12 protein-coding genes are annotated in these 14,397 nt (G+C 71.6%); 5 read left to right on the top strand and 7 right to left on the bottom strand.

All coding sequences use genetic code 11. The annotated features are described in order from the left end of the window. Nucleotides 1-13: 13 nt before the first annotated feature. Complete coding sequence (locus ACTWPT_RS19070) at nt 14-1,207, top strand: cytochrome P450 family protein (protein ID WP_443178754.1); 1,194 nt, start codon at nt 14-16, stop codon at nt 1,205-1,207. 12 nt (nt 1,208-1,219) lie between these two features. Here the strand turns inward: ACTWPT_RS19070 and ACTWPT_RS19065 are convergent, their stop codons facing one another. Both ACTWPT_RS19065 and ACTWPT_RS19060 read right to left on the bottom strand, forming a co-directional pair. Further along, nucleotides 1,220-2,773, bottom strand: coding sequence for an LCP family protein (locus ACTWPT_RS19065; RefSeq protein ID WP_443178753.1), 1,554 nt, complete (start codon nt 2,771-2,773; stop codon nt 1,220-1,222). A 133-nt stretch (nt 2,774-2,906) separates the two neighbouring features. Then, nucleotides 2,907-3,878 carry a neutral zinc metallopeptidase gene (locus ACTWPT_RS19060; protein WP_443178752.1) on the bottom strand — a complete coding sequence of 324 codons (972 nt, stop codon included), beginning with the start codon at nt 3,876-3,878 and terminating at the stop codon, nt 2,907-2,909. 544 nt (nt 3,879-4,422) lie between these two features. On the opposite strand from ACTWPT_RS19060, the gene ACTWPT_RS19055 reads away from it, so the two are divergent. Next, nucleotides 4,423-5,292, top strand: a complete 870-nt coding sequence (locus ACTWPT_RS19055; protein ID WP_443178751.1) for a LysR family transcriptional regulator — start codon at nt 4,423-4,425, stop codon at nt 5,290-5,292. Between the two features lie 265 nt (nt 5,293-5,557). On the opposite strand, the gene ACTWPT_RS19050 is transcribed toward ACTWPT_RS19055, so the two are convergent. Together ACTWPT_RS19050 and ACTWPT_RS19045 are read right to left on the bottom strand one after the other, a co-directional pair. After that, entirely contained in the window at nt 5,558-6,937 is a 1,380-nt protein-coding gene (locus tag ACTWPT_RS19050) for a sensor histidine kinase (RefSeq protein WP_443178750.1), read from the bottom strand. Beyond that, on the bottom strand, nt 6,930-7,604 hold the full coding sequence (locus ACTWPT_RS19045) for a response regulator transcription factor (protein ID WP_443178749.1): 675 nt from the start codon (nt 7,602-7,604) through the stop codon (nt 6,930-6,932). Before ACTWPT_RS19045 ends, ACTWPT_RS19050 begins: the two co-directional genes overlap by 8 nt. A gap of 127 nt (nt 7,605-7,731) precedes the next feature. Between ACTWPT_RS19045 and ACTWPT_RS19040 the strand changes: the two genes are divergently transcribed. Genes ACTWPT_RS19040 through ACTWPT_RS19030 form a run of 3 tightly spaced genes read left to right on the top strand, consistent with a single transcriptional unit; the run spans nt 7,732 to nt 10,809 of the window. Further along, nucleotides 7,732-8,871 carry a LolA family protein gene (locus ACTWPT_RS19040; RefSeq protein WP_443178748.1) on the top strand — a complete coding sequence of 380 codons (1,140 nt, stop codon included), beginning with the start codon at nt 7,732-7,734 and terminating at the stop codon, nt 8,869-8,871. Then, nucleotides 8,868-9,854, top strand: a complete 987-nt coding sequence (locus ACTWPT_RS19035; protein WP_443178747.1) for an ATP-binding cassette domain-containing protein — start codon at nt 8,868-8,870, stop codon at nt 9,852-9,854. The genes ACTWPT_RS19040 and ACTWPT_RS19035 overlap by 4 nt, the downstream gene beginning before the upstream one ends. After that, the gene (locus ACTWPT_RS19030) at nt 9,841-10,809 is read left to right on the top strand and encodes an ABC transporter permease (RefSeq protein ID WP_443178746.1); all 969 of its coding nucleotides are present in this window, start codon (nt 9,841-9,843) and stop codon (nt 10,807-10,809) included. Before ACTWPT_RS19035 ends, ACTWPT_RS19030 begins: the two co-directional genes overlap by 14 nt. 15 nt (nt 10,810-10,824) lie before the next feature. Here ACTWPT_RS19030 and ACTWPT_RS19025 read toward each other — a convergent pair whose 3' ends face one another. The 3 genes from ACTWPT_RS19025 to ACTWPT_RS19015 all read right to left on the bottom strand — a co-directional run bounded on the left by ACTWPT_RS19025 (nt 10,825) and on the right by ACTWPT_RS19015 (nt 14,346). Next, nucleotides 10,825-12,333, bottom strand: a complete 1,509-nt coding sequence (locus ACTWPT_RS19025) for a protein kinase domain-containing protein (RefSeq protein WP_443178745.1) — start codon at nt 12,331-12,333, stop codon at nt 10,825-10,827. A gap of 211 nt (nt 12,334-12,544) precedes the next feature. Next, nucleotides 12,545-13,213 carry a response regulator gene (locus tag ACTWPT_RS19020; protein ID WP_443178744.1) on the bottom strand — a complete coding sequence of 223 codons (669 nt, stop codon included), beginning with the start codon at nt 13,211-13,213 and terminating at the stop codon, nt 12,545-12,547. Between the two features lie 38 nt (nt 13,214-13,251). Next, entirely contained in the window at nt 13,252-14,346 is a 1,095-nt protein-coding gene (locus tag ACTWPT_RS19015; protein WP_443178743.1) for a sensor histidine kinase, read from the bottom strand. Nucleotides 14,347-14,397 lie beyond the last annotated feature (51 nt).

The raw sequence follows: 14,397 nt of genomic DNA, 5'->3' as shown, positions 1-14,397 counted from the left end.
CATGCTGGAGGAAATGCTGCCCGGGGACCGAGGGCTGCTCGCCGACCCCTATCCCGCCTACGCCCGGCTGCGCGAGCGGGGCGTGCCGCACCGCGTGAACCTGCGCAGCGGCCTGTACGGGTGGCTCGTGACCCGCTACGAGGACGCTCGCGCCGCACTCGCCGACCCGCGGCTCAGCAAGGATCCGCGCCTCGCGCCGCCCGACTGGCAGGAGGCGGGGCGCGGGCGGCCACTTGAGGACCGGTCGGGACTCGGCACCCACCTGCTCACCACGGACCCGCCCGAGCACACCCGGCTGCGGCGCCTGGTCTCCCGGTACTTCACGCCGGGGCGGCTGGAGGTCCTGCGGCCGCGGATCGAGCGGCGGGTGGACACGCTCATCGACGGTCTCGCCCGCACGTCCGGCGGTGACCTGATCGGTGACTTCGCCGCGCCGCTGCAGCTCGCCACCATCTGCGACGTGCTCGGCGTGCCGGCGGCCGACCGTACGGACTTCCAGCAGTGGACCACGGCCGTCGTCTCCTCCGGCGAGGGCGACAGCGAGGCCAGACCGGAGGCGCTGAGGCGGCTCGGGGCGTACGTGGGGGAGCTGGCCGACGCCAAGCGCCGGGACCCGGGGAACGACGTCATCAGCGCGATCACGGCCGCCGCGGATGACGGGGAGCGGCTGAGCGAGACCGAGCTGCTGGCGATGATCTTCCTGCTGCTGGTGGCCGGCTTCGAGACCACGGTCGGGCTCATCGGCTTGGGCGTCTGGACGCTGCTGCGGCACCCGGCTCAGCTACGGCTGCTGCGCGAGCGGCCGGAGCTGGTCGACGCGGCCGTGGAGGAGCTCCTGCGGTACGACAGCGCGGTCGAGGTGGCCACCTGGCGGTTCGCCCGTGAGCCGATGGAACTGGGCGGCGTACGCGTGCCCGCGGGCCGGCCGATCCTCGTGGCGTCGGCGGCGGCCAACCGGGATCCCGGGCGCTTCCCCGAGCCGGACCGGCTCGACATCACCCGGGAGGACGCCGCCGGACACCTGAGCTTCGGCCATGGGCCGCACTACTGCCTCGGCGCCATGCTCGCCCGGCTCACGGGCCGGGCCGCCCTGAACGGGATCGTGCGCCGCCTGCCCGGGCTGGCCCTGGCCGTGCCGCCCGAGCGGGTGCCCTGGCGGTCCAGCCTCACCGTCAGGGGGCCGCAGAGCCTTCCCGTCGTGGTGTGACGACTGCCGTCGTCAGAGGCCGCAGAGCTCGTCGAGGGACTTGGCGCCGGCCTTCTGGCTGTTGCGGGTCGGGGTCTGCGTGGGCGAGGCCGCGCTGGTCCTCGTCGGGGACGCTCCCGTGACGCTGGGCGAAGCGCTGACGCCGGCCGTCTGAGCCTGCTTGCGCGGGCGCATCGAGTCATTGATCGCCTTCTTCGCGGCCAGGCGGATCTTCGCCCAGTCCGCGCTGCCCGGCCAGAACTCCGGCGGCACGAACTGCAGGCTCGTGATCTTGGCGTCCTTGACCTTGACGGCCACCTGCACCAGCGGCTGTACGAGCGGCTCGGGGATGTTCGTCTGGGCCATGCGCTTGGCCGCACCGGCGATCTTGCCGAAGTTCGTCAGAATGACGGTGGGTGTGGCCTGCTGGGCGAAGGCGCCGATGACGCAGCGCTGGCGGCCCATGCGGGAGAAGTCATCGCTGTTCACGCGGGAGCGGCCGTACCAGAGGGCCTGCTCGCCGGTCAGCTTCCGGTAGCCTGCCTTGATCGTGCCCGCGGTGCCGTACAGGCCGCCCCACTTGACGTCCTGCTCGACGCGGATCTTCAGGCCGCCGATGGCGTCGACCAGCGCCGCGAAGCCGTACATGTTGATCAGGGCGTAGTAGTCGATCTTCAGGCCCAGGGTGTGGCCGACGGCGTCCATCAGCGCCCGCGGGCCCTTGTTCTTGCCGCCCATGATGTCCGGGTGGTCGTTGGCGTACTGCCAGACCTCGTTGAGCAGGCCGCCGTTCGGCAGCTCGGCCATGAAGCCGTTGGGGAACTGCCGGGCCAGCGGCGAGGTCGACGGGAAGCGCACGTGCTGGAGGTTGCGCGGCAGGCTGAACAGGACCGTGTTGCCGGTCTTGACGTCCACGCTGGCCACGGTCATGCTGTCGGTCCGTACGCCGGTGCGGTTGCCGGCCGCGTCGCCGCCGACGAGCAGGAAGTTCACCCGGGTCCGGCCGCCCCACGGGTCCTCGGGATTCTGGGCGATCGGCGAACCGTCGGAGTCAGGCCCGGAGGGGAAGACCGCCTTGATCGCGCCCCGGGCGGTCCCCACGGTCTGGGCGACCAGGGCGAAGGGCGACATGACCGTCACGCACAACAGGCCCACCACGATTCCGGTCACCACCTGGCCCTGCTGGTTCAGCCGGTTCGGGCCGAGCACCACGTAGGAGACGATCATGAGCGCGAACCAGGCGAGCCCGAGCGCCGAGGCGACGACGATCACCGTGACCATCGTCCCGGAGTCGGCGAAGGTGGTGAGGCTCTCCAGGAGGTTCTCCCGGGTCAGGGCGTAGGCCAGGACCCCGAGCACAATCACCGCGTACACACTGACGAGGATCATCCCGGTACGGCGATGCCCGGCGCGCAGATGTGCGGCGCCGGGCACGAGGGCGGACAGAGCGGTCCAGCCGAGCACGGAGGCGGTCGTCAGCGGTTTGGCGAAGCGTGGAGCGCGGGAGCCGGGTGCCGGACGCGGACGGCGCGGGGGACGCTGTTTCCTGCCTCCTGGCACGGTGTCGACCCCATCGCGCTTCCTCACACCGGCTCCTTCACACGCCTACCAGGCAAAACTGTCGATTGTCCCCCGTTGGGCACAAGATTGCCAGGATTCTAGTCCCCATATCTGGACATCAGAGACATGTGCCCAACATGAGATGAATGCCACGTTGCCATCAGGAGGTCGTTGAGGACGGCGCCAGCCACGTGTTGCACTGGTATGCCTTGCTCTTCACCCACCCCTGCCGGAACCAGCGATTGTTGTTCAGGGGCGAGCCGTGGTCGCGCGGATAACCCGGATGGTCGCCCACCTGGCCGTAGAACGAGAACAGTTGCTGCCGGTTGGCCATGCTCACCGGGTACGACGACGCCACCGACCGCATCCACATGGCGCCGAAGCAAGTGGCCTGCAGCTCCAGCCGCCGGCTGAGCGCCAGCTTGCCGCTTTGGCTGGAGGAGTCAAGTGTGCTGCTCCACCACGAGTTCAGCAGCCCCGTGATGTTCTGGACGTGGTGGCCGTACTCGTGGGCCATCATGCTGACGATCCCGCCGTGCCAGGAGATGATCTCACCATAGCCGCGGGAGTTGCCGTTGCCCCTGGCCATGGCCGAGGTGGAGGCGTAGATCGTGCTGTTGCGCGGGCAGTAGTACGGCACGATGCTGCCCGCGTGCGGGTAGTCGCCGCACGCACCCCTGCCGCGGCCGGCCGCGATCGCGTAGCCCGGCGGGCGGAACGCGATGCCTTGCTTCTGCAGGATCGGCCCCCACGCCCGGTCCATGCACTTGCCGGTCTTCAGTATCAGCGCCTTGAGCTGACTGTGGCTGAAGATGCTGGCGTTGCCGGCCGGGCAGTTGAGCCGGGGCAGCGCGCCCGCCCGGTAGACGGTGTTATTCCTCAGGCTCGTGTTGAGCGTGACCTTGGGTGGCGGGGTGGCCTGTGTGTCGGGCTCCTCGGTCTCCCGCGTACGCGTGGGGAAGGGCTCGGAGTCGTCGGTCTCGCGCGAGGGCGGCTCGTACGACGGGATCGCCACCGGATTCGTCGTCTCCGAACGCGAGGAGGTCTTGAGCATCACAGCCCCGATGACGATCAGCACGAACAACGCCGCCATCGACCCGAACACGATGCCGAGCACCCCGACGACGCCCATGCCCGACTTCCTGCGCGGCGGCTGATGCCACTGCCGCGGCGGCATCGGGGGCGGCGGTGGAGGGGGAGGAGGAGGCATGGGCTGCCGGTACTGTGGCCCGTACGGCGGCGGGGGCGGCGGCACCTGCTGCGTGTACGGGCGCGTCAGCCCGTCGTGCGGAGGAGCGCCCTGCGGGGGGTAGGGCCGCGCCTGCGGCGGGGGTCCCTGGGGCGGCGGCGCGTACGGGTGGCCACCCTGAGGCTGCGGCTGGCGGTGGCCCGGCGGCGGCCATGGTAACGAGGGGGGCCGTTGTGGCTGGCCTGGCCCTTGTGGTGGGGGTGGATATTGCCCGTTCCCTGTCACCGTGTCTCCCCGTTCACCCGGTTGTCTGTAATGCCTAGCTCGGCGCCGCGACTTGACGGACCCTTGGCAAATTTGGGGCAAAAGCATACTGACGTATCACCCGTCACGGATGTAGCAGTGCTCGGTTACAGTCCGAAATCATTCGAGGTGATCTCGGTTATCTCCCCCTCCGCGGAGCGGGCGGTGTCCTAGCTTCTTTTGCATGAATCTCCAGCAGCTCCGCTATGTGGTCGCGACTGCGGAGCACCGCACCATGACCGACGCGGCCAGGTCGCTCTATATCGCGCAGCCTGCGCTGTCTCGCGCGATTCGCGATCTCGAGCGCGAGCTCGGCATGACGCTCTTCGCTCGTTCCGGCCGTGGCGTGGTCGTCACCGCACAGGGCCGCCGGGTGGTCAAGCTGGCAAGGGAGGCACTCGACGCCGTTCACGAGATCGAGGGCCTGGCCAACCACGGCAGCGTCACCGAGGCCGAGCTCCGTATCGCCTCGACGCCCAGCCTCGAGGCCGGCCTTGCCGGGCGGCTGTTGCCCGCCTACACGGCCGAGCATCCGGGCGTACGCGTCCAGATCGTGCGTTGCGACGGCCGAGAGGGCGTCGTCACCGCGATCCGGGATCAACGAGCCGATCTCGGGCTCACCGATCTCCCCGTGCCCGCCGACCTCGTCACGCACCCACTCGAACGCCAGGAGATCGTGCTGATCTCCCCACCCGGCCTCGAACTGCCCAATCCGGTGCCGATGGGCAAACTGCACGGCATGCGCCTGGCGCTGCCGGCCCGCGGCAGCACCCGGCGCAGGGAACTCGACGCGATGTTCGGCAAGTACGCGGTCACCCCGGTGGTCGTGCTCGAAACCGACGAGCGCAACGGCTGGCTGAACGCGGTACGCGCCGGCCAGGCGTCCCTGCTGTGGTACCGCGGCATGGCCGAGCAGGCCGGTCGCGCAGGTCTCGTGGTGCGGTCGCTCGAACCCGCCGTGCGTCGCGTCATCGCCGTGGTGCACGCCCGTCGCCGCCTGCCGCTGATCGCCCAGGACTTCCTGGCCACCGCCGAAAAGGGGACAGCTGCCTGACCACTTTTCGGAACGCTCCATGATCCCCCTGCTGATCCCCTTCCCAACCCCCCGAACCGCACTGACGCAATCGGGCCCGGATCACTCGAGCCCGAGGGGCCCGGCGACGACGCCGTGCCCCTGAGGGCCGCCCACGATATGAGCCGCATGAGCCGCCCGCTCAGCTCCTTGTCTTCCGCACCTCGCCGGAACCCGCCGGCGTGCCCCTGCGGGGATGCGCCATAGGCGTCGTCGAGGCCCCGCCGCCACAGCCTCGGCGGCGTTCTCAGCGGGACACGGGAAGCCGTACCACAGCCCGCAATCCAGGCGCGGCGTCCTCCAGGACCACCGTGCCGCCGTGCGCCCGCACGGTCTCACGCACGATCGCCAGCCCCAGCCCGGCGCCGCCCTCGTCCCTGCTGCGCCCGGTGTCGAGCCTGGTGAAGCGGTTGAACACCCGCTCGCGGTCCGGCTCGGCAATGCCGGGACCGTCGTCGGTCACGGTCAGCACGCCGTCGGCGGTCAGCGCCACCTCCACCTTGGAGGTGGTGTGACGTACCGCGTTGTCCATGAGGTTCGTCAGCACACGGCTCAGGTCGAGCGCGTCGCCGCGGACTACGACCGGGTCGCAGACGGTCAGCCGGGCCTCGGCGTACCTGTCGGCGGTCTGGCGCACCACCTCGTCGAGGTCGACCGGCTCGCGCCTGGCCGGCACACCGCCGCGCTCGTCCAGCCTGGCCAGGGCCAGCAGGTCCTCGGCCAGCCTGGACAGCCGCATCGCGTCCTCGAGCACGCCCTCGGCGGTCTCCTGCCAGTCCTGTCCGTCAGGGTGACCCAGTGCCACCTCCAGCTGCAGCCGGATGCTGGCGAGGGGGCTGCGCAGCTCGTGCGCGGCGTCGGAGACGAGCGCCCGCTGGCGCTGCTCGGCCTCCTCCAGCCGGGCCAGCATGCCGTTGAGGGTGGTGGCCAGCGAGTGCACCTCGTCGCGCGACTGCGGCACCGGCAGCCGGCGCGACCTGGCGGTGTGCGTGATGTCGGCCGCGCCCTGGCGCAGTGCGGCGATCGGGCGCAGGGTCCGGCCGATCATGAGCCAGCTGGCCACGGCCAGCAGCACGATCAGCCCCGGCGTGCCGACCAGCAGGACCCGTCCGGCCGTGCCGAGGCTGGTCTGGATCTCCGCGATGGGCCGGGCCGCCACCACCGTCTGCCCGCGGTCCGCGCTCAGCACGATCACCCGCAGGAACCCGGGGATCGCGTACGGCCGCCCGTCCAGCAGCGTCGCCTGCCCGTCGCGCAGTGCCCGCGCCCTGGCCCGGGCGTCCAGCAGCGGCACGAGCCTGTCAGTGCCGTACGTGACGTGCGTGATCCGGCCCTGAGCGTCGATGACCTGCACGATCGTGCCGTCGTGAGTGGTGATGGGGCTGGTCAGCGTGCCGGCGTCGGCCGCCACGCGCACCGCGTCCGCCTGCCGCCTGGTGCTTTCGTCCACGGTGTCCATCAGGGCCCGGTCCAGCACGCTGAGCAGCACCGACGCCGACAGCGCGAGCGCCAGCGCGAGCACCGCCGCGGCCGCCACCGTGAGCCTGAACCGCAGCCCCTGGCGGCGCCACCACACCAGCGGGGAGGACGAAGGGAGCGGAGCTCCCGAGCTGATGAGATCAGCCACCGTCGCCTGCCAGCCGGTAGCCGGCGCCCCGCACGGTCTGCAGCGCGTTCCTGCCGAACGGGGCGTCGATCTTGCGGCGCAGGTAGCCGACGTAGACCTCGACCACGTTCGGGTCGGTGTCGAAGGTGTCCCACACGTGCTCCAGGATCTCCGACTTCGACACCACCTCGTCACGCCTGCGCATCAGGTACTCCAGCAACGCGAACTCCCGCGGCGTCAGCTCGACCGAGGACCCACTGCGCTCCACCTTGCGCCGGGCCGGGTCCAGCGTCAGGTCGCCGGCCGTGAGCACCGCCGGCCGCCGCCCCGCGTCGCGCCGCAGCAGCGCCCGCAGTCTGGCCACGAGCACCACGTACGAGAACGGCTTGGTCAGGTAGTCGTCGGCCCCGAGGTCGAGCCCGTCGGCCATGTCGTACTCGCCGTCCTTGGCCGACAACATGAGGATCGGCACCCAGTTCTCCTCCGCGCGCAGCCGCTTGCACACGTTGTAGCCCGACAGCCGGGGCAGCATGATGTCGAGCACCACGACGTCGTAGTCGCCCTGCCTGGCCGCATGCAGCCCTTCTTCGCCGTCGTGGGCGAGGTCAACGGCGAATCCCTCGGCCTGGAGCCCGCGCTGGAGCGCTGCGGCCATGCGCCGCTCGTCCTCGACGACAAGTACTCTCATGTGGTGATTCTCCCGTTCCGTTGCTGAGACCACCCTGAGAAGCCTGAGAGGGGTCTCAGACAGTCTCAGGTCTGCCACAGGATGCATCACGCAGGCTCTAAGCATCGACATACCTTTAAGGAGTGAGATGCGCAGAGGCACGTTCGTGAGGTGGGGAGTCCCGATCGCGGCCGCAGCCGTGATCGGAGCCGCGATCGGCGCCGGCCCCGTCATCGCCGCGGTGAGCGGCGAACCCGTGCTGCCGGAGCGATCGGCCGAGCAACTGCTCGCCGACGCCGCGGCGGCCACCAGCAAGCAGCAGGGCATCGCGCCGATGTCCGGCACCGTGCAGCAGACCGCGTCGCTCGGCCTGCCCGCGCTGCCGCAGACCGGCGGCGACACGTCGCCGCTCAGCCTGCTGTCCGGCTCCCACGAGGTGAAGGTCTGGTACGGCGGCGACCAGAAGTTCCGGGTGGCCATGCCGACCCAGCTGAACGAGACCAACCTGATCGTGAACGGCGACCAGGCCTGGTACTGGGACAGCGCCACCAACACCGCGACCAAGTTGACGGTCAAGGTGGAATCCGGGCAGCGGTCCGCCACGCCCCTGCCGGAGCCGACCGACCTGACGCCGCCCCAGGTGGCGCAGCGGATGCTGGAAGGGGTGGACAAGCACACGTCCGTCCGGGTGATCAACACAGCCGAGGTGGCGGGCCGGTCGGCCTACCAGCTCGTGCTGGCGCCCAAGGACGAGGGCTCGCTGGTGCAGGAGGTACGCATCGCGCTCGACGGCGAGACGTACGTGCCGCTCCAGGTGCAGCTGTTCGCCAAGGGGTCGGCGGAGCCGGCGTACCAGGTGGGCTTCACGCAGGTGACGTTCACCCCGCCGGCGGCCGAGAACTTCACCTTCACCCCGCCCGCGGGCGCCAAGGTGGAGGAGGCGACGCTCGGCGAGGAGGGCTTCGGCCAGAAGGCAGAGGAGCGCGCCGAGCACGCCGCCGACGTGGCCGGCGAGGCCAAGTGGGTCGGCGACGGCTGGTCGCGGATCGCGGTCGTGCCCTTCAAGCTGTCGGACCTGCAGGCCGAGAGCGCGCAGGGATCCGATGAGGGCAACGCGGCGGCGATGCTGGACGCCGTGCTCAAGTCCGCCACCCCGGTGAGCGGCACGTGGGGCTCCGGCAAGCTGATCAAGACCAAGCTCGTCACCGCCCTGCTGACCGACGACGGCCGCCTCCTGGTCGGCGCGGTCACACCCGAGGAGATCACCAAGGCGGCGGGCGTCAAGTGACCGTCATCACGCAGGAAGCGGGGGCGCCCTTCGGGGCGGCCCCGCCCTCGGGGCCGGAAAGAGACTCGGCCGCCATCGTGACGCACGGCCTGACCAAGCGCTTCCGCGGCGGCCAGGTCGCCGTGGACGCGCTCGACCTGGTCGTGCCGCGCGGGTCGGTGTTCGGCTTCCTCGGGCCCAACGGCTCGGGCAAGACCACCACGATCCGCATGCTGCTCGGCCTGGTCGCACCCACGGAAGGGACGTACTCCGTGCTCGGCCTGCCCGTCGCCCACGCCCTGCCCCTGGTGGGGGCGCTGGTCGAGGGCCCGGCCTTCTACCCGTACCTGTCGGGCGCGGCCAACCTCATGCGGTTCGACGCCGCCGACCCGACCGCGGAGCGCGCCACCGCCAAGCGGCGCGTGGCCGACGCGCTCGAGCGTGTGGGCCTGTCGGCCGCCGCGGGCAAGCGGTACCGCAACTACTCGCTCGGCATGCGCCAGCGACTGGCCATCGCGGCCGCGCTGCTGGGGCCGCGCGAGCTGCTCATCCTGGACGAGCCGACCAACGGGCTCGACCCGCAGGGCACCCGCGAGGTGCGGACGCTGGTCAAGGAGATCGCCGCCGACGGCACCACCGTCTTCGTCTCCTCCCACCTGCTGGCCGAGATCGAGCAGATGTGCACGCACGCGGCGATCATGCGTACCGGCCGGCTCGTCGCGCAGGGCACGATCGCCTCGCTGAGCAGCGGCCGGGTCGCCCGCGTCAAGGTGGAGACGCCGGACGCGGCCGGCGCCGCGCGCACGCTCGGCACGCTGGGCCTGGCCGACGTGCGGGCGGGCGACGGAGAGGTGACCGCCGAGCTGGGCGGGCACGCCCCGGAGAAGATCAACGCCGCGCTGGTGGGGGACGGCGTGGCCGTACGAGGACTGGCGGTCGTGCGGCCCAGCCTCGAGGACGTGTTCGTCGGGCTGACAGGAGAGGGATTCGATGTCGACGGCTGACACCCGGACGCAGACCCGCGAGCACCGCCGCACACCGGGCTTGGTGCCCGTGGCGGAGACCATGCGCACCACCGAACGCAGGCCACCGGCGCCCGGCGAGCAGATCGCCTCGCCGCTGCCACCCGCCAGGAGGACGTGGGCGTTCTGGCGGCTGCTCGGCTCGGAGCTGGGCCTGACGTTCCGCCGGCCGCGCAACCTGGCACTGCTGGCCGTGCTCGGCGTCGTGCCGATCGTCCTCGGCATCGGGCTCTGGATCGCCGCCGGCTCCGGCGGCGACGGCGAGATGAGCGGCATCATCCAGGACGTCGCCGGCAACAGCCTCATGCTGACGTTCCTGTCGTTCTCCTTCCTCGTGCTGCTGCTGATGCCGGTGGTCGTCAGCGTGGTCGCGGGCGACTCGATCGCGGGGGAGGCGGGCACGGGGACGCTGCGCTACCTGCTGGCCGCACCGGCCGGGCGCACGCGGCTCCTGGCGGTGAAATACCTCAACGCGGTCGTCTTCGCCTACGCTGCCACCGCGGTGGTGGCGCTGTCGGCGCTGCTGACCGGCCTGATCCTGTTCCCCGGCGGGTCCGTGACGCTGCTGTCGGGCACCACCATCTCCATGGCGGAGGGGCTGCTGCGCATCCTCGTCAGCGTCGGATACGTCGGCGCCGGCATGGCCGCGCTGGCCGCCGTCGCGGTGGCGTTGTCGACGTTCACCGAGGTGTCCATCGGGGCCATCGCCGGCACCATGGTGTTCGTCATCGTCTGCCAGGTGCTCCGGGCCGTCCCGGACCTCGCCCCGATCGTCCCGTACCTGCTGCCGACCTGGTTCACCGACTTCGACGCGGTCCTGCGCAGCCCGATCGACACCGCCGCCCTGCGGGACGGGCTACTGGCGTTCGGGGCGTACATCGTGCTCTTCGGCTCGATCGCATGGGCCCGTTTCTCCGGCAAGGACATCACGTCCTGAGCGGCGGTGCGCCGCTCAGGACGTGCCGGTGGCCGTCTGCGTCGGAGTGGCGGAGACCGTCGCGGAGGGGTCCGGGGACTCGCCGGGCCCTTCCTGCGGGATCGTGCTGATCGAGCTGGACGGTTGCGGGCAGTCCCGCCGGGCCGCGGCGTTGCCCCGCCTGCGCCCCGCCGGGCTCGCGCACGGACCGGGGTCGCCGCCGCCGGGGTCGCCGGGGCCGCTGGTGTTCTGCGGCCGGCCCGTGTCCCTTCTCTCGGGGGAGGGGCTGAGCACCGAGAGCGGATCCCGGGTACGGGCGGGCGGGACGAAGGCCGTGGGCGTCGACGTGACCGGGGCCACGGTCGCCCGCGTGGGCGGCAGACCGCCGGTCGGACCGGCGGACCGGCGGACGGTGGAGTCGGCGCTGCCGTGGGGCTGAACGACGGCCGGGTCGGCGGGGACCAGTGAGCCGCCTCCCATGGTCGTCCCGTCTCCGCTGGAGGCCACGATCACCGTGACCGCCGCGATCGACACGGTGGCCAGCGCCGCGAAGGTGGCGTGGGACAGATGTGCGCCGGCCTTGGCGCGGCTCTTCCGGCGGGGCTTGGTGCCCGGCTCCGGCTCATCGGGAGGCGACGCGAGACGAACCAGGCCGCCTCCGGGCGGATACGGCACGGGGGTCCAGATCTCCGTGAGCACGCCGGACACGGCTTGCCGCAGATCCCAGGGATCGCCGACACCGCCGGCGGCCAGCAGCGCCCGCAGCAGGTCGGCGGCTTTGGGGCGGTCGGCGGGGTCCTTCGCCAGAGCCGCCTCCACAGCGGGCCGCAGCAGGGCGGGCACGCCCTCCAACCGCGGCGGGTCGAACAGGATGCGTCTGGTCAGCACGTCCGGCTCACCCCCGCCGAACGGATGGTGCCCGGACGCGGCGAAGGCCACCAGGCATCCCCACGCGAACACGTCGGAGGCAGGCAGCGCGGGACCGCCCGTCAGCCGCTCCGGCGCGACCCAGCCGGGACTACCCATGACCTGCCCCGCCTGCGTGTGCGCGGCCAGCGTGTCGACGTCGCGGGCGATGCCGAAGTCGATGACGCGCGGCCCCTGCGTGGACAGCAGCACGTTGCCGGGCTTGAGGTCCCGGTGCACCAGACCCGCCTCGTGCACCGCCACCAGCGCGGCGGCGACGCCGAGCGCCACGCCGTAGGAGAGGTCGGGCGTGAGCGGCCCCCTGGCCATCACGACCTGCGAGAGCGCGGGGCCGGGGATGTACTCGGTGACCAGGTACGGGCGGTCCTTGTCGGTGCCGTCCTCCACGACCGCCGCCGTGCAGAAAGGCAGCAATCTGCGGGAGAATGCCACTTCCTCAGCGAAGCGCGCCCGTAACGTGGCATCGTTGAGATGCACCGTATGCGGTGTCTTGAGGGCGACCAGGCCACCCTGAGGGTGTTCAGCCAGGTACACCACTCCCATCCCGCCCGTGCCGAGGCGGCCCAGGAGCAGGTATCGGCCGATGATGACCGGGTCGCCCACTGTAAGCGGTCGCACGCCAGGTGGCATGCCGCTCTCCCCACGTGCCATCCGGGCCTCGCCTCTCCTTGATCTGGACACGGCAAAGCACACTGTGGCCGGATCCGCGGAGGCTTTCCGCATGTCTTACATAAGGGGTATTGGAGGTAAGGCGGTCATAACTCCGAAGTAAGTAAGGGGAGTGATTTAACAGCCTGAAGTGGTGTTTTGCGGTTCTTGGGACTGCGGCTCAGCCGTCGCGGTGGATCCAGCGCGGGGTCACCAACCCGGACTCGTACGCCGCCACCACGAGCTGCGCCCTGTCCCGCGCGCCGAGCTTGGCCAGAATGCGGCTGACGTGCGTCTTCACCGTGGCCGGGCTGAGCACCAGCCGGTCGGCGATCTCCTCGTTGGACTGCCCCGACGCGACCAGCCCGAGCACCTCCCGCTCCCGCTCCGTCAGCCCGGTCAGCTCCGGCGCGGGCCTGGTCACCCGGCCGGCGAACTCCGCGATCAGCCTCCGCGTGATCGCCGGCGCGATGAGCGCGTCGCCCCTGGCGGCCACCCGGACCGCGTGGATCAGCTCCATCGGCTCGGTGTCCTTGAGCAGGAAACCGCTGGCCCCCGCGCGGAGCGCGCCGTAGACGTACTCGTCCATGTCGAACGTCGTGAGGATGACCACCCGCACCCCCTCCAGCCCGGGGTCGGCGACGATCTGGCGGGTGGCCTGGATACCGTCGAGTCCGGGCATGCGCACGTCCATGAGCACCACGTCCGGCGCGCCGGCACGGGCCAGGCGCACCGCCTCCTCACCGTCGCCTGCCTCGCCCACCACGGCCAGGTCGGGCTCGCCCTCCAGCATCAGCCGGAACCCGGCCCGCACGAGCCGCTGGTCGTCGGCCAGCAGAACCTTGATCATCGGGATGCCTCCGCTCGCAGCCGCGCCAGGGACGCCGATCACCGGCGTGCTCCGGCGGGCAGGCGGGCCAGCACGCGGAAGCCCTGGCCGTCGCGCGGACCGTACTCCAAGGTGCCTCCCAGGCCCGCCACCCGCTCGGCCATGCCCGTGAGGCCGCTGCCCACGGCCGTGGCGCCGGCGTCGTTCCTCCCGTCGTCCTCGACGATGATCGTCAGCTCCCCGCCCGCCACGGCCAGCTCCACTCGCACGTGGGCGGCGCCGGCGTGCCGCGCGGTGTTGGTGAGCGCCTCCTGGACGATCCGGTACGCCGCCAGGTCCACGTCCGGCGGCAGGCGTACCTCCCGGGGTTGGCGCAGCTGGACCTCCAGCCCGGCCCGGCGGGCGTTGTCCACCAGCCGCCCGATCTCGCCGGTCCCCGGGTCGTGCCGCAACTCGCCGACGGTGGCCCGCAACTCCCGCAGGGCCTCGGCGCTGGCCTGCTTGATGGCCGCCAGCGCCTCCTCCGCCTTGTCCGGCCGGTCGGCGATCCGGTGCAGCGCGGCTCCGGCCTGCACGTTGATGAGCGACATCGCGTGCCCCACCGCGTCGTGCACGTCCCTGGCGATGCGCAGCCGTTCCTCGACGACCGCGCGCCGCTCCGCCACCGCCAGGTACGCGCGGCGGCTGCGGGCCGCGGCGCCGAACGCGATCACTATGAGCAGCCAGCCCGTGATCATCACGAGGTCGCCCGGCGGCATGGCCGTCGTGATTTCCTGCCAGGCCGCGCCCGCCACCGCCACGGCCCCGCAGGCCACGGCGACCAGCGGATGCGTACGGTCGGCGACCGTGTAGAGCGCCACGATGCAGGCCACGTAGATCGGGACCTCGGGGTAGCCGTTCGCGAAGTAGAGCGAGGTCAGGGCCATCTCGGCGAGCAGCACGGGCACGGGCTGCCACCTGCGCAGCAGCAGCGCCGCAGGGGCCAGGACGAGCAGCAGATGCCCGTAGGGCCACATCGGCGCGAGGTCGGCGTGGCTGATGAGGGGGTAGACGGTGATGACGGCGGCGACGGCCAGTGCCACGAGCCCGTCCGCCACCGCGCCACGAGGCCGCCAGGTGAGGACGGGGAGACGCGGCCGCCGCGAAAGCGCCATGGGCTCAGCCTAGCCGCGCACTGCCCGCACGGCGCTCACAGAGCGTCTGCC

The sequence above is a fragment of the Nonomuraea sp. 3N208 genome (genome assembly GCF_052245935.1).
In the GTDB taxonomy this organism is placed as follows: Bacteria; Actinomycetota; Actinomycetes; order Streptosporangiales; family Streptosporangiaceae; genus Nonomuraea.
The sequence above is the reverse complement of the archived record's forward strand: the minus strand, read 5'-3'. Positions and strand labels throughout refer to the sequence as shown.

Bases quoted from the DNA above. Each gene is read 5' to 3' on its own strand.
- ACTWPT_RS19070 (WP_443178754.1), top strand. From the start codon at position 14: ATGCTGCCCGGGGACCGAGGGCTGCTCGCCGACCCCTATCCCGCCTAC.
- ACTWPT_RS19015 (WP_443178743.1), bottom strand. From the start codon at position 14,346: ATGGCGCTTTCGCGGCGGCCGCGTCTCCCCGTCCTCACCTGGCGGCCT.
- ACTWPT_RS19055 (WP_443178751.1), top strand. From the start codon at position 4,423: ATGAATCTCCAGCAGCTCCGCTATGTGGTCGCGACTGCGGAGCACCGC.
- ACTWPT_RS19060 (WP_443178752.1), bottom strand. From the start codon at position 3,878: ATGGGCGTCGTCGGGGTGCTCGGCATCGTGTTCGGGTCGATGGCGGCG.
- ACTWPT_RS19040 (WP_443178748.1), top strand. From the start codon at position 7,732: ATGCGCAGAGGCACGTTCGTGAGGTGGGGAGTCCCGATCGCGGCCGCA.
- ACTWPT_RS19045 (WP_443178749.1), bottom strand. From the start codon at position 7,604: ATGAGAGTACTTGTCGTCGAGGACGAGCGGCGCATGGCCGCAGCGCTC.
- ACTWPT_RS19030 (WP_443178746.1), top strand. From the start codon at position 9,841: ATGTCGACGGCTGACACCCGGACGCAGACCCGCGAGCACCGCCGCACA.
- ACTWPT_RS19020 (WP_443178744.1), bottom strand. From the start codon at position 13,213: ATGATCAAGGTTCTGCTGGCCGACGACCAGCGGCTCGTGCGGGCCGGG.